This is a genomic window from Novosphingobium sp. SG919, from assembly GCF_012932495.1.
Classification (GTDB): domain Bacteria; phylum Pseudomonadota; class Alphaproteobacteria; order Sphingomonadales; family Sphingomonadaceae; genus Novosphingobium; species Novosphingobium rhizosphaerae.
Map to the genome: position 1 here is coordinate 1,803,373 of NZ_JABCNG010000001.1, position 16,784 is coordinate 1,820,156.

13 protein-coding genes are annotated in these 16,784 nt (G+C 67.7%); 2 read left to right on the forward strand and 11 right to left on the reverse strand.

What is annotated here, in order from left to right; genetic code table 11:
- Positions 1–11: 11 nt before the first annotated feature.
- The 5 genes from FHT19_RS08095 to FHT19_RS08115 form a co-directional block, all read right to left on the reverse strand.
- Positions 12–1,463, reverse strand: coding sequence for an efflux transporter outer membrane subunit (locus tag FHT19_RS08095; protein ID WP_169474530.1), 1,452 nt, complete (start codon positions 1,461–1,463; stop codon positions 12–14).
- Complete coding sequence (locus FHT19_RS08100) at positions 1,456–2,637, reverse strand: efflux RND transporter periplasmic adaptor subunit (protein WP_169474531.1); 1,182 nt, start codon at positions 2,635–2,637, stop codon at positions 1,456–1,458. The genes FHT19_RS08095 and FHT19_RS08100 overlap by 8 nt, the downstream gene beginning before the upstream one ends.
- On the reverse strand, positions 2,627–5,893 hold the full coding sequence (locus FHT19_RS08105) for an efflux RND transporter permease subunit (RefSeq protein ID WP_169474532.1): 3,267 nt from the start codon (positions 5,891–5,893) through the stop codon (positions 2,627–2,629). The genes FHT19_RS08100 and FHT19_RS08105 overlap by 11 nt, the downstream gene beginning before the upstream one ends.
- A gap of 154 nt (positions 5,894–6,047) precedes the next feature.
- Positions 6,048–7,457, reverse strand: a complete 1,410-nt coding sequence (locus FHT19_RS08110; protein ID WP_248290317.1) for a HAMP domain-containing sensor histidine kinase — start codon at positions 7,455–7,457, stop codon at positions 6,048–6,050.
- On the reverse strand, positions 7,429–8,109 hold the full coding sequence (locus tag FHT19_RS08115) for a response regulator transcription factor (RefSeq protein ID WP_169474533.1): 681 nt from the start codon (positions 8,107–8,109) through the stop codon (positions 7,429–7,431). The genes FHT19_RS08110 and FHT19_RS08115 overlap by 29 nt, the downstream gene beginning before the upstream one ends.
- 66 nt (positions 8,110–8,175) lie before the next feature.
- Between FHT19_RS08115 and FHT19_RS08120 the strand changes: the two genes are divergently transcribed.
- Positions 8,176–8,610: a group II truncated hemoglobin gene (locus tag FHT19_RS08120; protein WP_169474534.1), complete on the forward strand. Its 435-nt coding sequence runs from the start codon at positions 8,176–8,178 to the stop codon at positions 8,608–8,610.
- A 270-nt stretch (positions 8,611–8,880) separates the two neighbouring features.
- Here FHT19_RS08120 and FHT19_RS08125 read toward each other — a convergent pair whose 3' ends face one another.
- Positions 8,881–10,329, reverse strand: coding sequence for a PLP-dependent aminotransferase family protein (locus FHT19_RS08125; protein ID WP_169474535.1), 1,449 nt, complete (start codon positions 10,327–10,329; stop codon positions 8,881–8,883).
- A 100-nt stretch (positions 10,330–10,429) separates the two neighbouring features.
- Here FHT19_RS08125 and FHT19_RS08130 point away from each other — a divergent pair, with 100 nt between their 5' ends.
- On the forward strand, positions 10,430–11,092 hold the full coding sequence (locus FHT19_RS08130) for a pyridoxamine 5'-phosphate oxidase family protein (protein WP_169474536.1): 663 nt from the start codon (positions 10,430–10,432) through the stop codon (positions 11,090–11,092).
- Between the two features lie 7 nt (positions 11,093–11,099).
- On the opposite strand, the gene FHT19_RS08135 is transcribed toward FHT19_RS08130, so the two are convergent.
- The 5 genes from FHT19_RS08135 to kdpC all read right to left on the reverse strand — a co-directional run bounded on the left by FHT19_RS08135 (position 11,100) and on the right by kdpC (position 16,781).
- On the reverse strand, positions 11,100–12,263 hold the full coding sequence (locus FHT19_RS08135; RefSeq protein WP_169474537.1) for a pyridoxal phosphate-dependent aminotransferase: 1,164 nt from the start codon (positions 12,261–12,263) through the stop codon (positions 11,100–11,102).
- A gap of 56 nt (positions 12,264–12,319) precedes the next feature.
- Positions 12,320–12,790 carry an Lrp/AsnC family transcriptional regulator gene (locus FHT19_RS08140; RefSeq protein ID WP_169474538.1) on the reverse strand — a complete coding sequence of 157 codons (471 nt, stop codon included), beginning with the start codon at positions 12,788–12,790 and terminating at the stop codon, positions 12,320–12,322.
- A 63-nt stretch (positions 12,791–12,853) separates the two neighbouring features.
- Positions 12,854–13,543, reverse strand: coding sequence for a response regulator transcription factor (locus FHT19_RS08145; RefSeq protein WP_169474539.1), 690 nt, complete (start codon positions 13,541–13,543; stop codon positions 12,854–12,856).
- Entirely contained in the window at positions 13,540–16,185 is a 2,646-nt protein-coding gene (locus FHT19_RS08150) for a sensor histidine kinase KdpD (protein ID WP_169474540.1), read from the reverse strand. The genes FHT19_RS08145 and FHT19_RS08150 overlap by 4 nt, the downstream gene beginning before the upstream one ends.
- On the reverse strand, positions 16,185–16,781 hold the full coding sequence (gene kdpC, locus FHT19_RS08155) for a potassium-transporting ATPase subunit KdpC (protein WP_169474541.1): 597 nt from the start codon (positions 16,779–16,781) through the stop codon (positions 16,185–16,187). The genes FHT19_RS08150 and kdpC overlap by 1 nt, the downstream gene beginning before the upstream one ends.
- Positions 16,782–16,784: the final 3 nt, after the last annotated feature.

Sequence of the window (16,784 nt, forward strand, 5' to 3'; positions counted from 1 at the left end):
CCCATGGTGCGTCACCCCGCCTTGGGCGCCCCAGCAGCAGCGCGGCCATCCTGCCACCCGCCGCCGGTCGCGCGTAGCAGCCGGACCGCCGCCTGCAGGCGCTGGGTATCCACCTCGATCGCCTTTTGCCGGGTGCGCAGCGCGGTGGTTTGCGCGGTGACGACGTCGAGATAGCTGACCGCCCCGCGTTCATAGCGGCGCATGGCCAGCGTTTCCACATTCCCGGCCTGTTCTGCGGCATGGCTTTCCGCCGCTGCTTCGTCGCCCAGGTGATGCAGGCGGGACAGGCCGTCTTCCACGTCCTGCACGGCACTTAGCACGCGGCCGCGATAATCGGCCGTCGCGGCATCCCATTCGGCGCGGGCCTGCATCACGCGGGCATGGCGGCGCCCGCCGTCGAACAGCGTCAGCACGGCGCTAGGCCCGATGGACCAGAACGTGTTGGGCGCGGCAATCAGATCGGACAGAGCCGTGTCCTGCAGGCCGACTTGCCCACCCAGCAGCAGCGAGGGGAAGAACGCCGCACGCGCCACGCCGATGCGGCGGTTGGCGGCGTACATCCGCCGTTCGGCCGCTGCGATATCCGGCCGGCGCTGCAACAAGGTGGACGGCACCCCCACCGGCACTTGCGGCAGTGCCAGCGTGCGATCCGCCGGGGCGATGCTAAACCCGGTGGCTGGTGCGCCAACCAGCGTCGCCAGCGCATGCTCTGCCAGGGCACGGGCGTTGCGCGCATCAGCCAGGGCAGCCTGCGCTTCGGCGAGCTGGGTGGCGGACTGGCCGGTTTCCATGGCATTGGCGATGCCCCCGGCAAAGCGGCGCCCCGTCATGTGGTCGGCCTGGGCATAGGCCTGGACCGTTGCATCGAGCAGGGCGATGATCCGGTCCTGCCCGCGCAGCACGGCATAGCCTTCGGCCAGTTCGGCCTGGAGCTGCAACCGCGTATCGGCCACATCGTCGGCCGCCGCCTGGGCATCGGCGCGCCCTGCCGCCACATTGGCCCGCACCCGGCCCCAAAGGTCGGCTTCGTAGCTGCCGTTGAGGCCAACGGTCTGCGAACCGTAATAGTCCGGCTGTGTCGCGCCACGCAGGGGACGATCATTGGACTGGCGGTTTTGCGTAAGATTGGCGCTGGTGCCGAGTTGCGGGAACAGATCGGCCCGCGCCTGGCGCAACAGCGCGGCCGCCTTGTCGTGCCGGGCCACGGCGGCCGCGAGCGATGGATTGCCGGTATTGAGCTGCTGCTCCAACCCGTCGAGCACGGGATCGCCGAACACCGTCCACCAATCGGTGGGCGTCGCTGCGGCGCTGCCATCGGCCGGCACCCACGGACCGGTGCCGGCAAAATTGGCTGGCAGGCTCACCTGTGGGGGATGATAGTCCGGGGCACTGGCGCAACCGGCCAAGGCCAGCACCAGCCCTGCAACCAGGCCGTGGCGATGACGGCCCAAAGACTTAGCCATGGTGCCCCCCGTCCACGTGCACGGGATCGCCATCGGCGATGGAATCTGGCGGATTGTCGATCACCTTGGCCCCGGCCGAAAGGCCCGAAACCACTTCCACCGCCTTGCCCAGGTCGCGGCCCAGCGTGATCTTCACCAGGCGCACGCGGGCATCACCGCCCACCGTCGCCACTTGCGTGCCGGCGGCGCGGAACAGCAGCGCGCTCGACGGGATCGTGACGGCGCCGGCACCGCCCGGCACCTTGAACGCCACCTGGGCATAGCCGCCCGCACGCAGCGCATGGGCGGTGTTGTCGGCCAGCAATTGCACTTGCAGCGCCCCGGTCTGCGGGTTGATCGCGTCAGACGTACCGACCACCTTGGCGGCAAACGTCTGGCCCGGCTGATCGGGCACGGTCAGCGTCGCTTCCACACCCGGCTTCATGGCTGCGGCATAGGTCTGCGGCACACCCACGTAGATGCGGATGCGGCCAACATCGGCCACCGTGAACATCGGCTGCTGGTTGGTGGCGCCCGGCCCCACCAGATCGCCGATATCGGCGTTGCGCTGCGTGACCACCCCGGCAAAGGGCGCTCGCACCGTGGCATAGGCCTTCATGGCCAACAGCCGCGCAAGGTCTGCCTCGGCCCCGCGCACGGTGGCGACTTGCACAGCCAGGTTCCCGTTGCGCTCGTCCGCCTCCTGCTGCGAAACCGAATGGTCGGTCAGCAGGTCGTTCCACCGCGCCGCCGTACTGCGCGCCAAGGATGCCCCGGCGCGCGCCTTGGCCAGAGCTGCGCGGGCGGCTACGATCTGCTGGTCCAACTCGGGCGTCTCGATCTGCGCCAGGGGCGTGCCCTGCCCCACGCTGGCGCCGATATCGCGGCTCCACGCCTGCATATAGCCAGGCACGCGGGCAAAGATGTGGGCCGTGTTCCATGCGGCCATGGTGCCCGGCAGCGTCAGATCGCCGCTGGCAGCCGCAGGCGTCACATCGACAAGGTGGACGGTGGGAATTGCCTGCGCCTCGCTCCACGCGTGGGTGTCAGCCGCTTCGCCATGGCGGGTGTAAAGCCCCGCGCCCACGATCACCGCGGCGATGACGCCGGACACGATACCGGCCGTCTTCAGGCCGCGTGGCGGGTTGGCGGGGGCGTCTTCCTGGCCCACGATCAGGCTGGTTTCATTCTGCATGGACAAGGTCTCCCTTGAAGAAGATGGGGTCATCGGACGGCGCGGGTGTATGCGGGGTAGCAGTGCCACCCGGCCGGTGCTTGCGATGGACGATGGAAAAGACCACGGGCACGAACACCAGCGTGGCAATGGTCGCGCAGATCAGGCCGCCGATCACGGCACGGCCGAGCGGGGCGTTCTGCTCGCCCCCCTCGCCCAGGCCCAGAGCCATCGGCGCCATGCCGATGATCATGGCGAGCGCGGTCATCAGCACGGGGCGGAAGCGAGTGGAGCCCGCCTCGATCGCGGCCAGCGTGGCATTGCCGAGCACCGCGAGACGCTCTCTGGCAAAGCTGACCACCAGCACCGAATTGGCGGTGGCAACGCCCATGCACATGATCGCCCCGGTCAGCGCCGGCACCGAGAGCGGCGTGTGCGTGGCAAACAGCGTCCACGCGATCCCCGCCAGCGCGGCCGGCAGGGCCGAGACGATCACCGCCGGGTCGATCCAGCTCTGGAAGTTGACCACGATCAGCAGGTAGATGAGCACCACCGCGCCGATCAGCCCGAGCACCAGCCCGGTGAAGGCCGAGTTCATCGTTTCCACCTGGCCACGGATCGTCACCGTGGCGCCCTTGGGCAGGCTGCTGGCGGTATCGTGCAGGATCTTCTGCACGTCGCCCGCCACGGCGCCCAGGTCACGCCCTTGCGTGGTGGCATAGACATCATAGGCGGGCTGCACCGAATAGTGGGAAATCAGCGCTGGCGACGGCTCCCGCGTCATCGTGCCCAGCGCGCCCAGCAGTTGCACCGCACCGGGGCGCGAGGAACTGACGGGGATGTTCTGCAAGGCGTTGATGCTGTCGGTGCGATACTCCGGCGTCTGCACCACGATGGGATACGACACGCCGTTCTTGGGATTGAGCCAGAACGTGGGCGCCACTTGCGAGCTGCCGGCAAGGTTGACCGACAGGCTCTTGGTCACGTCGTTCTCCGTCACGCCAAGCCGGTCGGCCTGGGCGCGATCGATGTCGAAGCGCAACTCGGGATGGTTGGTGGCCTGCTGCATGCGCACGTCGGCAATCCCTGCGACGTGGCCGATGCGGCCCGCCAGCATCCGCGCATAGGCGGCGTTGCCCTTGGTATCGGGCCCGGTGATCATCACGTCGATCGGGGCCGGCGCGCCAAAGTTCAGGATCTGGCTGATGATATCGGCCGGAAGGAAGGAGAACGTGGTGCCCGGAAACACGCGCGGCAATCGCTCGCGCAGCGTGCGCACATAGCCATCCGTGGGATGATGCCCTTCGCCCAGCGTGACCAGAATATCACCATCCTGCGATCCGATCCCGCCGCTGTTGGCATAGGCAACGTTGATCCCGGACGAGGACATGCCGATGTTGTCGACCATCGAGACCAGCTCTCCGGGCGGCACCGCGCGGCGGATCTCGTTCTCGACCTTGTCGAACAGGGCAGCGGTTTCTTCCAGCCGGGTGCCGACCGGCGCGCGCACATGCAGGCTGATCTGGCCGGAATCGACGCTGGGAAAGAAATTGCGGCCCAGGAACGGCACCAGCGCCATCGACGCCAGCACCACGATCATGAAGCCCGGAACAAACCGGCGCCGGCCGTGCAGCGCGGCACGCAGGACGGCCACATACCAGGCGCGGATCGCCTCGAACCGCGTTTCAAAGCCGTGCTGGAACCGGCGCAGCGCCTGCACGAGCCGGTTCTGGCCCGGCTCCTGCGCCGACAACGCATCATGGCTAACCATAACGTCCACCGCATGGGGCGATCCATGCGCGCGCAGCAAGAAATTGCTCATCGTGGGCACCAGCGTGCGCGACAGCACGAAGCTGGCGATCATCGCGAAGACCACCGCCTTGGCCATCGGCGCAAACAGGAACCCGGCCACGCCCGGCAGGAAGAACATCGGCAGGAACGCGATGCAGATGCACAGCAGCGAAACGAACGCCGGGCGCACGATCTGCTCGGCCCCGTCCATGATCGCCTGGGCCACGCCCTTGCCCTGTTCCAGGTGCCAGTTGATGTTCTCAATGGTGACGGTGGCATCGTCCACCAGGATGCCCACCGCCAGCGCCAGGCCTCCCAGCGTCATGATGTTGAGCGTTTCGCCGGTCACCGCCAGCCCCGCCACCGCGGCCAGAATGGCCAGCGGGATCGAGGTGGCGATGATCACGGTCGAGCGCCACGATCCCAGGAATAGCAGGATCATCACGCTGGTGAGCACGGCCGCCAGCACCCCTTCGCGCACCACCCCCGAAACCGCCGCTTTCACGAACAGCGACTGGTCCGACAGCAACTGCACCTTGAGGCTGTCGGGCAGCGTCTCTTTCAGCTTGGGCAACAGCGCCTTGATGTTGTTGACGATGTCGACGGTGGAGGCAGAGCCGGACTTGAGGATCGTCATCAGCACGGCACGCCCGCCATCGACGCGTACTTCGTTCACCTGTGGGGGCGAACCATCGTGCACGTGGGCCACGTCACCGATGGTCACCGTGGTGCCGTCAACCGTGCGGATCGGCAGCGCGTTGAGCTGGTCGATCACCTGCGGGCTGTTGTTGAGGCTGATGGTATATTCGAATTCGCCGATCTTGCTGGTGCCAGCCGGCACGATCTGGTTCTGCGCCGCCAGGGCCGCGCCCACGTCAGCGGCCGAAAGATGGCGTTGCAGCAAGGCCGCGGGATCGAGGTCGATCTGGATCTGCCGCTCGCGCCCGCCATAGGGCGATGGCACGGCAGCGCCCTGCACCGTGGCAAGCTGCGGGCGGATGCCGTTCTGCCCGAGGTCATAGATCGCCTGTTCGGAAAGTTGGCCCGAAGACAGCGCCATCTGCAGGATCGGCACCGTGGCGGCGCTGTAGTTGAGGATCAGCGGCGGGGTCATCCCCGGCGGCATCTGCTTGAGCACGGTCTGCGACACCGAGGTGACTTGCGCGGTGGCGGTGCGCACGTCGACGCCGGGGCGGAAGAAGATCTTGACCACCCCCACGCCGTTCATCGACTGGCTTTCGATATGGTCGATATCGTTGACCGTCGCGGTGAGCGAGCGCTCGTAGTAATAAACCACCCGGCCTGCCATGTCCTGCGGGGGCAGGCCGCGATATTGCCACACGGCCGCGATTACCGGGATGCGGATATCAGGGAAAATGTCGGTGGGGGTGCGCAGCCAGGCGATCGAGCCGGAAAGCACGATCAGAATGGCCAGGACGACGAAGGTATAAGGCTTGCTGAGCGCGAGCTTGACCAGTTGCAGCATGGCGTTCCCAAAGGGTTTGGCCTGGCTGCCAACACTTCGCACGTGCGAATGCGGGACCCACCAGGCACCATAAACGTGGGATGGCGCCTGTGGTGCAGCGCCAACCGCCGGCTCCATTGAACCTGCGGATGGCGCCTTGCCAATGAAATGAATTTCACTTGGGATTTTTGGTGCTTGCGCGAATCTGGGCGCGCAAGCCGGGGCGCGCCGGATCGGTGCGGGCCGGCCGCAGTTCCAGGGCAAACTGGTGCAGGTGCGCGATCGCGGCCACCACGCTCAGGCCCAGGCCAGATCCCGGCACGGCGGGCGAGGCTGCGCCCCGATCGAACCGACGGACGACGGCGGCAACCTGCTCGGGCGGAATGCCCGGCCCCTCGTCGGCAACGGTAATCACCGTCTCATCGTTGGCTTGCGCGATGGTGACCATGACCGTGCCGCCGATCGGGCTGAACTTGATGGCATTGTCCACCAAGTTGCTCAGCGCCTCGACCATCAATTGCCCATCGCAAAGCAGCGTCGCGGCGGGCAGATCGCCCGCAGCCAGAGTCACCTCTCGCTCCTCGGCCAGCGGCGCATAGAGATCGATCACCACCGCGACCAGTTCATCGATCCGCGTGGGGGCAAAGCCGCTGCGACGATGACCCGCCTCCAGGTCCGAGATGCGCAGCAGGGCGGCAAAGCGGGCCAGCACGGTATCGAGGTCTTCGATCGCCGCCTCGATTCGCCGTGCCTCGGCAGGTGGCAATTGCGGCGCGCGGGCGGCGCGATAGAGCTGGTTGCGCACGCGCGTGAGCGGGGTGCGCAGATCGTGCGCGATGGCATCGGTGACCGAGCGGACCTGCGCCATCGAGCGTTCCACCTCGCCCACCATCTGGTTGACGGTGTCGGCGAGCAGGTCCAGTTCGTCGCCGCGCCCGTCCACCGGCATCCGCGCATCGAGACGGCCGGCCGCGATCTTGCCCGCCACGCGCTGCAAGCGATCCACCCGCCGCAGCGGCCCCAGGCTCAACGCCAGCCCCGCGCCAAGCAGCAACGGCACCACCACCAGACCGCTCGCCAGCAGGATCGCCAGCACGTTGTTGCGCAGTTCGGTGATGACGGTGGAATCGCGGCCGACCATCAGGATGGCGCCGTTCGGGGTGCGCTGCGCCAGGATATGCAGCGGCCCGCGCACGTCGGGCCCATCTTCGCGCGCATACGTGCGGCCCAGGCGCAACGGCGGGCTGGCGCCAAGGTCACCTGCCACCCAGCGCCCGCCGGGGGAGATCAGCCCGAAATGGCCCAGGGGATTGGCCCCGGCACGGGCAGACGCCTCGACTGCGGCGGGCAGGTCGCTTTCCGGCAAGGCCTGCAGGCGCGCCATTTCGGCGCGCAGTATCAGGTCCACCCGCGTGTCGAGGTTGCTGGCGGTCAGGCTATAGACCATGGCCAGCACCAGCAGCACGGCCAAGACCGCCGCCCCGCCGAACATCACCGCCAGGCGAAACGTGCTCGTCTTGCGAATGGCTGAAAAGCGCGGCCAGTTGCGCTGCGCCTCAGCCAGCATCGAAGCGGTACCCTTCACCCTTGACGGTCTCGATCAGCGAGGGACGGCCCGGCAGGTCGATCTTCTTGCGCAGGCGCGCGATGTGCACGGCGATCAGATTAGCGCCGGGATCGAAGTAATAGCCCCACACCCGCTCGAAAATGATCTGCCGTGCCACGGTTTCGCCCGCGTTGCGCATCAGGAATTCCAGCAGGCGGAATTCCATGTGCAGCAGGCGCACCGCCTCGCCGCCCACGCGCACTTCGCGGCGGATCAGGTCCATCTCGACCGGTCCGGCAACCAGCATGGCGGTGGATGCGGCCATCTGCCGCTGGCGGCGCAGCAGCACTTCCACGCGCATCGCCATTTCATCGGGCGCGAAAGGCTTGATCAGGTAATCGTCGCCGCCTGCGCGCAGGCCGGCAATGCGTTCGTCCACATCGCCCAGCGCACTGATCATCAGCACCGGCAGCGTAAGCCCCGCCGCGCGCAACCGCGCCACCACCGAAAGCCCGTCGAGTTCGGGCAGCATGCGATCGAGCGTGATGGCATCGAACGGCTCGCGCAGCGCCAGTTCCACGCCCGCGCCGCCATCGCCCACCGCGCGCACGTCGTGTCCGTGGCCGGCCAGTTCCGCCACGATTTCGGCGGCGGTGTCGGGATCGTCCTCGATGACCAGTATGCGTGCCATGGCGGCGGCTTGTAATCACCCCGCGCGGCGCTGGCCAGCGCGCTGACGAATGGCTATGCGCCGGCCATGACGCAGACTGTGCCAACCGAGCCGGAAACGCCCGCCCCATCGCCATACGAACTGCTAGGTGGAGACGCCATGGTGCGCGCCTTTGTCGCGCGGTTCTATCAATTGATGGAAGAACTGCCCGGCGCCGCCGCCTGTCGCGCGGTGCACCCGCCATCGCTGGAACGGGCGCAGCAGCGGTTGTTTGAATATCTTACCGGCTGGCTCGGCGGGCCGCCGCTCTACACCAGCCAATATGGCCATCCACGCCTGCGCATGCGCCATATGGTGGCGCCGATCGGCCGCGCCGAAATCGAAGGCTGGCTGCTGTGCTTTCACCAGGCCTGGTCGGAAATCGTGCCGCCATCGGCGATGTCCGCTGCCATTGTCGAGCGCGTGGAGGCGCTGGCGTGGCATATGGGCAACCAGACTGGTGATAATGCAAAGCAAAGGTAAATTTCCTCGCCAAGCCATGTGTGCAGTGCAATAATATCAAACGCATCCAGACCGGACGGATTCGCCAAAGGGTTCGCATTCTTCCTATCTTATGGCGAACAGGAGTGTCATTATGGACCTATCTCCCAAACTGTGGAGCGTGCTGCTTTGCAGCATAGGCCGCCACGATCCGAACCGCGGCAAACGCTATTACGAGGCCGGTACCGAGTATGCCCCGTGCCGGAATTGCGGCCGCCCCTTGCGCCACTGGGGCCATCGCGACTGGCGCCCCTAAATCCTGCAGCCGTGGTTTGCATCACGGCTATCTGACGGCAAGACCAGCGCATCGAGCGCGGCCGCAAGACGATCGATCACCGGTGATTGCGCAGTGGCCACACCGATCAAGAGGCCTGGTTGCGCCGGCCCCACGAACAGGCCTGACAACGGCAGAACGCCCAGCCCCCTATCCTGCAGTTGCCGGGCCAGCGCGGTATCGTCATGATGCCTCGACGCCAGCCACAGCGCCAGTTGCAGCCCGCCATCGACCGGCCCGACCCGCCAGCGCCCCGCGGCAACAGCGTCGAGCCTCTCGGCGGTTTCGACCATCCGGGCATGATAGACCTTGCGCATGCGCCGGACGTGGGCGTTGAGGTGCCCTTCCTCCAGAAAATCCGCCATTGCCGCCTGCAGATGGATCGGCACCGTTCCGCCTGAAAGCCGCACGGCCGCCTGCATCGGCGCCACCAAGCGCGGCGGCACGATGGCATAGGCAATCCGCAATCCCGGAGCCAGAACCTTGGAAAAGGTGCCGAGATAGGCAACGCAGCCGCGCTCATCCAGGCCCTGGAGGCTCGCCAGCGGGCGCCCGGCGTAGTGGAATTCGCTGTCGTAATCGTCTTCCACCACAAGCGCGCCACAGGCTGCCGCATGGTCGAGCAGGCGCAGCCGCCGTGCCAGGCTCATCGCCGCGCCAGTGGGATACTGGTGCGAGGGCGTCACGTGAATGAGGCGTGGAGGCGGCCCGGCGGGAGCTTGGCTAAGGTCGATCCCCCCCACATCGACCGGCACCGCCGCGATCCGCGCGCCGGCCCGCTGCAACAGCGCCCGGGCCGTGGGATAGCCGGGATCTTCAACCCAGGCCGCATCGCCCGGCGCCAATACCAGCCCGGCCAGCAGGGCCACAGCCGCAGCGGTGGATGGCACGATCACCACTTGCGCCGGATCGGCCACCACCGCACGCGTGCGGCGCACGTGATCCAGCACCGCCGCACGCAGGATCGGCAACCCCTGCTCGTCGCCATAGCCCAGGTCATGGACCCGCAGGGCGCGGGCCCGTGCCGCCAGGCAACGTGCCCAGGTGGCGCGGGGAAATGCCTCGAGATCGGGCAGACCGGGGCGCAGCGGCAGGAAGCGGGCTGGATCGGGTGAGCCTGGCGGCGGCACAGGCGCGAACGATCGACCATCTGCGGCGCCTTGCGGCGGCGGGGGCAACGGCGCCACCCGCGTGGCCGATCCCCGCGCCGCGTTGACATAGCCTTCGGCTGCAAGCCGATCATAGCCGGCCACCACGGTGCTGCGTGCCAGGCCCAGTGCGGCGGCGAGCGCGCGGGTGGAAGGCAGCGGCGCGCCGGCCTGCAACGCGCCGCCCAGGATGCGGGTGCGAAACGCGCGATAGATCTGGCCTTCCAGGTCGCCCACGGCGCGGTCGAGCACCAGCCAGGTTGTCGGTTCGATAGCCATGCCCCATCAAACTGGACTGGTCAGATTTTGGCAACTGGTTCTTATCGGCAATCCACTTCTGCAGCATCACACGTATGCCCAGTGGAAAGAGAGCCAAGCGATGACCCAGGAATTCCCCGTAACCGAACGCAGCCGCGTGCGGCGCATGCACGATCGTGCCAGCCACGCCTGGGGTGATGTCCATGCCGTGCTCGATGCCGCGCCGCTGTGCCACGTCGGCTATGTGATCGATGGCGAGCCCTATGTGACGCCCACGATCCATTGGCGTGAGGGCAACCGCGTGTTCTGGCACGGATCATCGGCGAGCCGCTTCCTGCGCAAGATCGACGGCCAGCGCGTGTGCCTGACCGTCAGCCTGATGGATGGCTATGTCCTGGCGCGGTCGGCCTACAACCATTCGGTCAACTATCGCAGCGCCATGGTGTTCGGCCGGGCGCAGCGCATCACCGATCCACAGGAAAGTGCCGCGGCCCTGCGCGCCATGGTCGACACCCTGTTCCCCGGCCGGTGGGACAGCCTGCGGCCGATGACGGCACAAGAGGCCAAGGCATCGACCGTGGTGTGGATGGATATCGAAGAAGCGAGCGTGAAGGATCGCGCCGGCCCGCCCGGTGATCCCGAGGAAGCCGACTATCCGGTCTGGGCCGGGGTGCTGCCCATGCGCACCACGCTGGGCCCGGCCGAACCGGCGCCCCACAGCCCGGCCACGCTGCCGCTGCCGGCAGAGCTGGCGGCCCTGGTGGCATCGGGCCGGCTACGCTAGGCTTGGTTCACGCTTGCGCCAGCACGCGATCGACGCTGGCGCAAAAGCGTTCCATCTCCTGGGGGGAGCCGATGGTAATGCGCGACCGGGTCGGCCAGATCGGCCAGGACCGGCCGATGGCGATCCCTTTTGCTTCCATCGCCGCCTTGATCGGCGCGGCCGGCTTGCCCCAATCGACCATCAGCATGTTGGCCGCGCTGGGAAGCACGGCCAGGCCACGCTGGGTGAGGAAGGCCGCCGTCTTTTCGCGCGTCTGCGTGGTCTGTTCGCGCCGGTTGGTGATCTGGTCCATGCGCCGCAGGCTGGCACTGGCACAGGCCAGGGCGGGCACAGGCAGTTGCAGGGTCTGGATCACGCCATCGTATTGCATCAGCCTGGCCTGCAGATCGGGCCGCGCGATCGACAGGCCCATGCGCATGCCCGCCATGCCGAAGATTTTCGAGAACGTGCGCAGGATCACCACGTCACGCCCGTTGCGCACCAGGTCCATGCCCGATGCGGCGTGGGAAAAATGCAGGTAGGCTTCGTCCAGCAGGACCACCGCATCCTTGGGCTTGTTTTCCACCAGCCAGGCGATGTGTTCCATCGGCGTGAGCGAGCCGGTGGGATTGTTGGGATTGCAGACATAGTAAAGCCCGGCACGCGGATTGGCGGCCAGCATCGCGCGCACATCGTGAGCCTGGTCCGGGCTGCGCAGCGGCACCTTGGCCACCGGCGCGCCGACATAGGCCGCCACCATCCACGCCACTTCGAACGTCGGATCAGCGGTAACCAGCCCACGTTCCGGCCCACAAAAGCCAACCACGGCGCGCGCCAGCGGGCTGCCCGATCCGGCCCAGGGCACCACATGATCGGCGCCCACGCGCTCCATCGTCGAAACCGTCTCGATCAGCGCGTCACGCTCGCCGGCCGGATCGTAATAGTTGCTGCGGGCAACGGCAGCACGGGCGGCATCCAGCCCATCGTCCACCGGCCCTTCCCAATATTCGTTGCCATTGAGGCGGATGGTCCCCGGCGGCACTTTCAGGCTGGGCGCCGCCGACGCGGCCGGCATGGGGCTGCCTTGCGCGGCGAATGCGCGTTCGCCCAGGGCAAGGCCACCGCCCAAAACGGCGGCCAACTGGAACATGCGCCGCCGATCGAGCGGGAGGCCAGCGGAAGGTTCGATCATGGCGCCTGGTGTCCTTGGCTATGAGGGGGCCAGCGTGTCGTGGCGCGTGCGCCTGGTCAAGCCCGCGGCGCCTGATGCAACGGCAGGCTTTCGGCAGACTTGACCGTTTCCATCACGATGGAGGCGCAGACCACGTTCATCTCGATCCGCGCCACCAGCGCCTTGTAGACGCGGTCATAGTCGTCCACGCTGGGCAGCACAATGCGCAGCAGGTAGTCGATGCTGCCGGTGAGACGATAGACTTCCATCACTTCGGGAATGTGGGCCACGGCCTGGCGGAACTGCTCGGTCCAAGCCGCGCTATGCGTGCGCGCGCTGACCGTGACGAACACCGTGGTCGGCAGGCCAACTTTGGCACGATCGATCACCGCCACGTTGCGCTTGATATAGCCGGCCTCGCGCAGGTGGGCGATCCGGCGCGAGCAGGCCGAGGGCGAAAGGTGCACGCGCGTCCCTACTTCGGCCAATGGCGTATCGCTGTCGCGTTGCAGCACATCGAGAATGGCAAGATCGCGAGAATTGAGCATCGGGCGGTTCTCCTGCACGCTGGATGCGCGATCTATCTTACCAGTGCAAGACTAGAGCGCCGATCAGCCCGTGATGAGCCGATAGCCAACACCGGGTTCGTTGCGGATCATGCTGCTTTCAACGTCGCCCTCTTCCAACTTGCGCCGCACCCCGCGCACCGCCACGCGCAAGTATTCCACATCGTGTTCATGCCCCGCGCCCCACACGGCGCGCAGCAGCGCGGCGTGCGAGACAACGCGCCCCGGATGGCGGCAAAGCTGCGCGAGAAAGCCGTATTCCTTGGGCGTGAGGTGCACTTCTGCGCCATCGCGCAGCACGCGCCGGGCCGCGAGGTCCACCGTGATCGGCCCCACCTGCACCACTGGTTCCTCGGCCACGCGGCTGAGCCGGCTGCGCAGGGCCACGCGGATGCGGGCATGGACTTCCTCGGTGTCGAACGGCTTGGTCACATAATCGTCCGCGCCCAGATCGAGCGCGGCAACTTTCTCATCGGTCGCGTCGCGCGCCGAAACGATCAGCAATGCCGCCCCCGCTGCCTTGACCAACGGGATCAGTTCCAGCCCGTCGCGATCAGGCAGGCCAAGGTCGAGCAGCACGAGGTCCGGCTTGTCGATCGCCAGGGCGGCCAGCGCCGCGCGCGCGTCGCCCGCCTCGATCACCTCGTGCCCGGCGCGGGCCAGGCTGCCGCGCAGCAGGCGGCGGATGGCAGGTTCATCGTCCACCACCAGGACGCGGGTGGCAAAGCTGGTCATTCGGGACTGATCTTTCGCAAGTGATGTTCGCTGAAATGCACCGTGAAGCAAGCGCCGGCGCGATCGCCGCGATTGGCGGCGCTGACATCCAGGCCCATCGCCCGCGCAAACCCCTTGACGATGGCGAGGCCAAGGCCCGTTCCGCCCTTGCGATCCGAGCCTTCCACTCTTGTGAAAAGTTCGAATATGCGAACTGCCATGCCGGGCGGCAGGCCCGGCCCTTCGTCCAGCACGCGCAGATCGAGGCCGTCGGGGCGGCGCTGCGCCGCAAGGGTGATCGCGCCTTCTTCGCCACCATGGCGCGCCGCGTTTTCGATCAGGTTGATCAGGCAGTGGTGGAACAAGCGCGGATCGACCATCACCAGCGGCAGATCGGGCGCAATGTCCATGGTCACCGCGCGGGTGCCCAGGGTGCGGCGCAGATCGTGGACGGCGCTGGCCACCGCCTCGGCCAGGTCCACCGCTTCGGTTCGCAGGGCGATCGCGCCAGCCTCGATCCGCACCATGTCGAGCAGGTTGGCGATGAAGCGTTGCAGGCGGTCGGCCTCGGCCCGCGCGGTGGCCAGGATCGGCACCTGGTCTTCATTGGCGGGCACCAGTTCGCGCAGCGTGCCGACCACGGCCGTCAACGGCGTGCGCAAATCGTGGCTGATCGAAGACAGCAGCGCGGCGCGCAGCCGGTCGCGCTCTTCCAACTGGCGCACGCCGGCCATGTCGTGCTCCAGGCGAATGCGTTCGAGCGCGAGGCCGGCCTGGTCGACCAGGCTGCCCAGCAGCGGCAAGCGGTCGCTGCGCACCGGGGCGGCGGCATCACCGCGCGCCAGGCCGAGCACCGCGAGCGGCGCACCGCCAGCGGCGAGCGGGGTGAACAGCCATTCCGACGCGGTGAGCGTGCCCGATCCGCGGCCCGCCGGCTGCGCACGATCGAACGCCCATTGCGCGGCGGCCATGTCCAGCACTTCGAGCCGGTCTTGCGGGGGAAAAGCGGCGGCGACGACCAGCTTGCCATCCGTCGGCAGCAGCAGCACGGCGTGGGCATCGAGCAGGCGCGCGGCCTCGGCGCAGAGCACGCGGCCCAGTTCCTCGGCCGTGGTCACGCCCGTGAGCAGCCGGGCAAAGCCGGCAAGCGCCGCGCTGGTGCGCGCGCTGGCGCCGGCCAGCAGCGCTTGCTGGCGCAAGCGCGCCGCCAACTGGCTGCTGACCGCCGCGACGGCCACCAGGACCAGTACGGTGATGATGTTCTGCGGATCTTCGATCGTGAACGTGCCGGTGGGCGGGATGAAAAAGAAATTGTAGGCGAGCGAGGCGGCAAGGCCCGTCAGCACCCCGGTGGCCAGGCCATAGCGCGTGGCCGCCAGCATGACCGGCAGGAAATAGAGCAGCGCCACGTTGGTGATCGGCGCCGCGGCAAACAGCAGGCGGCCCAATGCGGTGACGAGTGCGGTTGCGCCCAGTGCGGGCACCAGCCCCGCCGCCAACCGCCGCCAATCGGGCACGGGGGTGGGCAAGCGGGCCGGGACCGCGCGATGCACCACCGGGACTTGTTGCAAGGCCAGATCGGGCAGGCGCCGGGCCAGGGTGTCAACCGTCAGCCGGCGCTGCCAGGCAAAGCGGCGCGGGCGCGGCGCGCCCACCACCAGCAGCGTGGCACGCGTATCGGCTGCCGCCTGGGCCAGGCCATCGACCACCCCGGAAGCCGGCATGGCCAGCACTTGCCCACCAAGCTGGGTGGCAAGATGCATGGCTTCGGCCAGGCGCGCGTTGGCCTGGGCGCCACGTTCGCCTGGCGTTTCGATATGCACGGCCGTCCACGGCGCGCGCAGGGCATCGGCCAGGCGGCGGCCGGCACGCACCACGTCGCTGGCGGCATCGTGGCTGCCCACGGCCACCAGCACGCGATCGGCCGTCGCCCAGGTGCCGGCCAGCGCCTGCGCCCGCACGGCATCGAGCATCTGCGCATCGACCGCCTGCGCCGCGCGGCGCAGCACCAGTTCGCGCAAGGCCGAAAGGTTGGAGCGCGAGAAGAAGTGGTGCAGCGCGCGCGCCGCCTCCTGCGGCACATAGACTTTCCCGGCGCGCAGGCGCTCGATCAATTCATCGGGCGGGGTATCGACCACCTCGATTTCAGCCCGGTCGAGCAAGCGGTCGGGCACGGTTTCGCGCACCCGCACATGGGTGAACGAAGCGACGACATCGTTGAGGCTTTCAAGGTGCTGAATATTCAGCGTGGACCACACGTCGATCCCGGCGGCGAGGATCTCCTCCACGTCCTGCCAGCGCTTGTCATGCCGGCTGCCCGGCGCATTGGCGTGGGCCAGTTCATCGACCAGTACCAGCGAGGGGCGCCGCTCGAGAATGGCATCGATATCCATTTCCAGCAGGGTGTGGCCGCGATGGGCCACTTCCTTGCGCGGCAGCACGGGCAAGGGGCGCAAGCGAGCCTCGGTTTCGACGCGGCCGTGGGTTTCGACCACGCCGACCACCACGTCCACCCCGGCCCGCGCCTGGCCCAGCGCGTCGTCGAGCATTTCGCAGGTCTTGCCAACGCCCGGAGCCGCCCCAAGGAAAACCTTGAGGCGGCCGGACCTTTCCTGTTCCGCCAAGCGCAACAGGGCATCGGGATCGGGGCGAGCAGGCGTCATCAATGCCCTTGTGCGCGCGCCACCGTGGCTTCGTCCAGTGCCCGATTGAGCCGCAGCACATTGACGCGCGGCTCACCCAGCAGGCCCAGCAGCGGCTGTTCCACGTGCGCTGCGACCAGAGCCCTTACAGTCTCGGGCGAAAGCCCGCGCGCGCTGGCCACGCGGCTCACCTGGAAAAAGGCCGCCTCGGGGCTAATATGGGGATCGAGCCCCGAGGCGGAGGTGGTCACCAGGTCAGGCGGAACGGGAGAGCCTGGTGAAGTGGCGGCAAGATCCTTTGTCGCGGCCGCCACGCGATCGTGCAGAGCCTGAGACGAGGGCGCGAGGTTGGAGCCGGCCGAGGCAGAGGCATCGTAACCACTGCCCGCCGCCGACGGGCGCCCGCGGAAATAGCGCGGGCTGGCAAAGGCCTGGCCGATCAGGTCGGAACCGATGACCTGGCCGTGATCGGTCACCAGGCTGCCATTGGCGGCCCAGGGAAAGGCGACCTGGGCGACGCCGGTGATCGCGGCAGGATAGGCCAGGCCCAGCAGGCCGGCGAACAGCCCCGTCATCACCAGCGACGGGCGCAGAGCAGCAACAATATCCCTATTCATGAC

Excerpts from the sequence above, each read along its gene's own strand:
- FHT19_RS08095 (WP_169474530.1), bottom strand. The coding sequence starts at position 1,463 with ATGGCTAAGTCTTTGGGCCGTCATCGCCACGGCCTGGTTGCAGGGCTG.
- FHT19_RS08145 (WP_169474539.1), bottom strand. The coding sequence starts at position 13,543 with ATGACCAGCTTTGCCACCCGCGTCCTGGTGGTGGACGATGAACCTGCC.
- FHT19_RS08125 (WP_169474535.1), bottom strand. The coding sequence starts at position 10,329 with ATGGCTATCGAACCGACAACCTGGCTGGTGCTCGACCGCGCCGTGGGC.
- kdpC (WP_169474541.1), bottom strand. The coding sequence starts at position 16,781 with ATGAATAGGGATATTGTTGCTGCTCTGCGCCCGTCGCTGGTGATGACG.
- FHT19_RS08100 (WP_169474531.1), bottom strand. The coding sequence starts at position 2,637 with ATGCAGAATGAAACCAGCCTGATCGTGGGCCAGGAAGACGCCCCCGCC.
- FHT19_RS08115 (WP_169474533.1), bottom strand. The coding sequence starts at position 8,109 with ATGGCACGCATACTGGTCATCGAGGACGATCCCGACACCGCCGCCGAA.
- FHT19_RS08135 (WP_169474537.1), bottom strand. The coding sequence starts at position 12,263 with ATGATCGAACCTTCCGCTGGCCTCCCGCTCGATCGGCGGCGCATGTTC.
- FHT19_RS08130 (WP_169474536.1), top strand. The coding sequence starts at position 10,430 with ATGACCCAGGAATTCCCCGTAACCGAACGCAGCCGCGTGCGGCGCATG.
- FHT19_RS08150 (WP_169474540.1), bottom strand. The coding sequence starts at position 16,185 with ATGACGCCTGCTCGCCCCGATCCCGATGCCCTGTTGCGCTTGGCGGAA.
- FHT19_RS08140 (WP_169474538.1), bottom strand. The coding sequence starts at position 12,790 with ATGCTCAATTCTCGCGATCTTGCCATTCTCGATGTGCTGCAACGCGAC.
- FHT19_RS08120 (WP_169474534.1), top strand. The coding sequence starts at position 8,176 with ATGACGCAGACTGTGCCAACCGAGCCGGAAACGCCCGCCCCATCGCCA.
- FHT19_RS08105 (WP_169474532.1), bottom strand. The coding sequence starts at position 5,893 with ATGCTGCAACTGGTCAAGCTCGCGCTCAGCAAGCCTTATACCTTCGTC.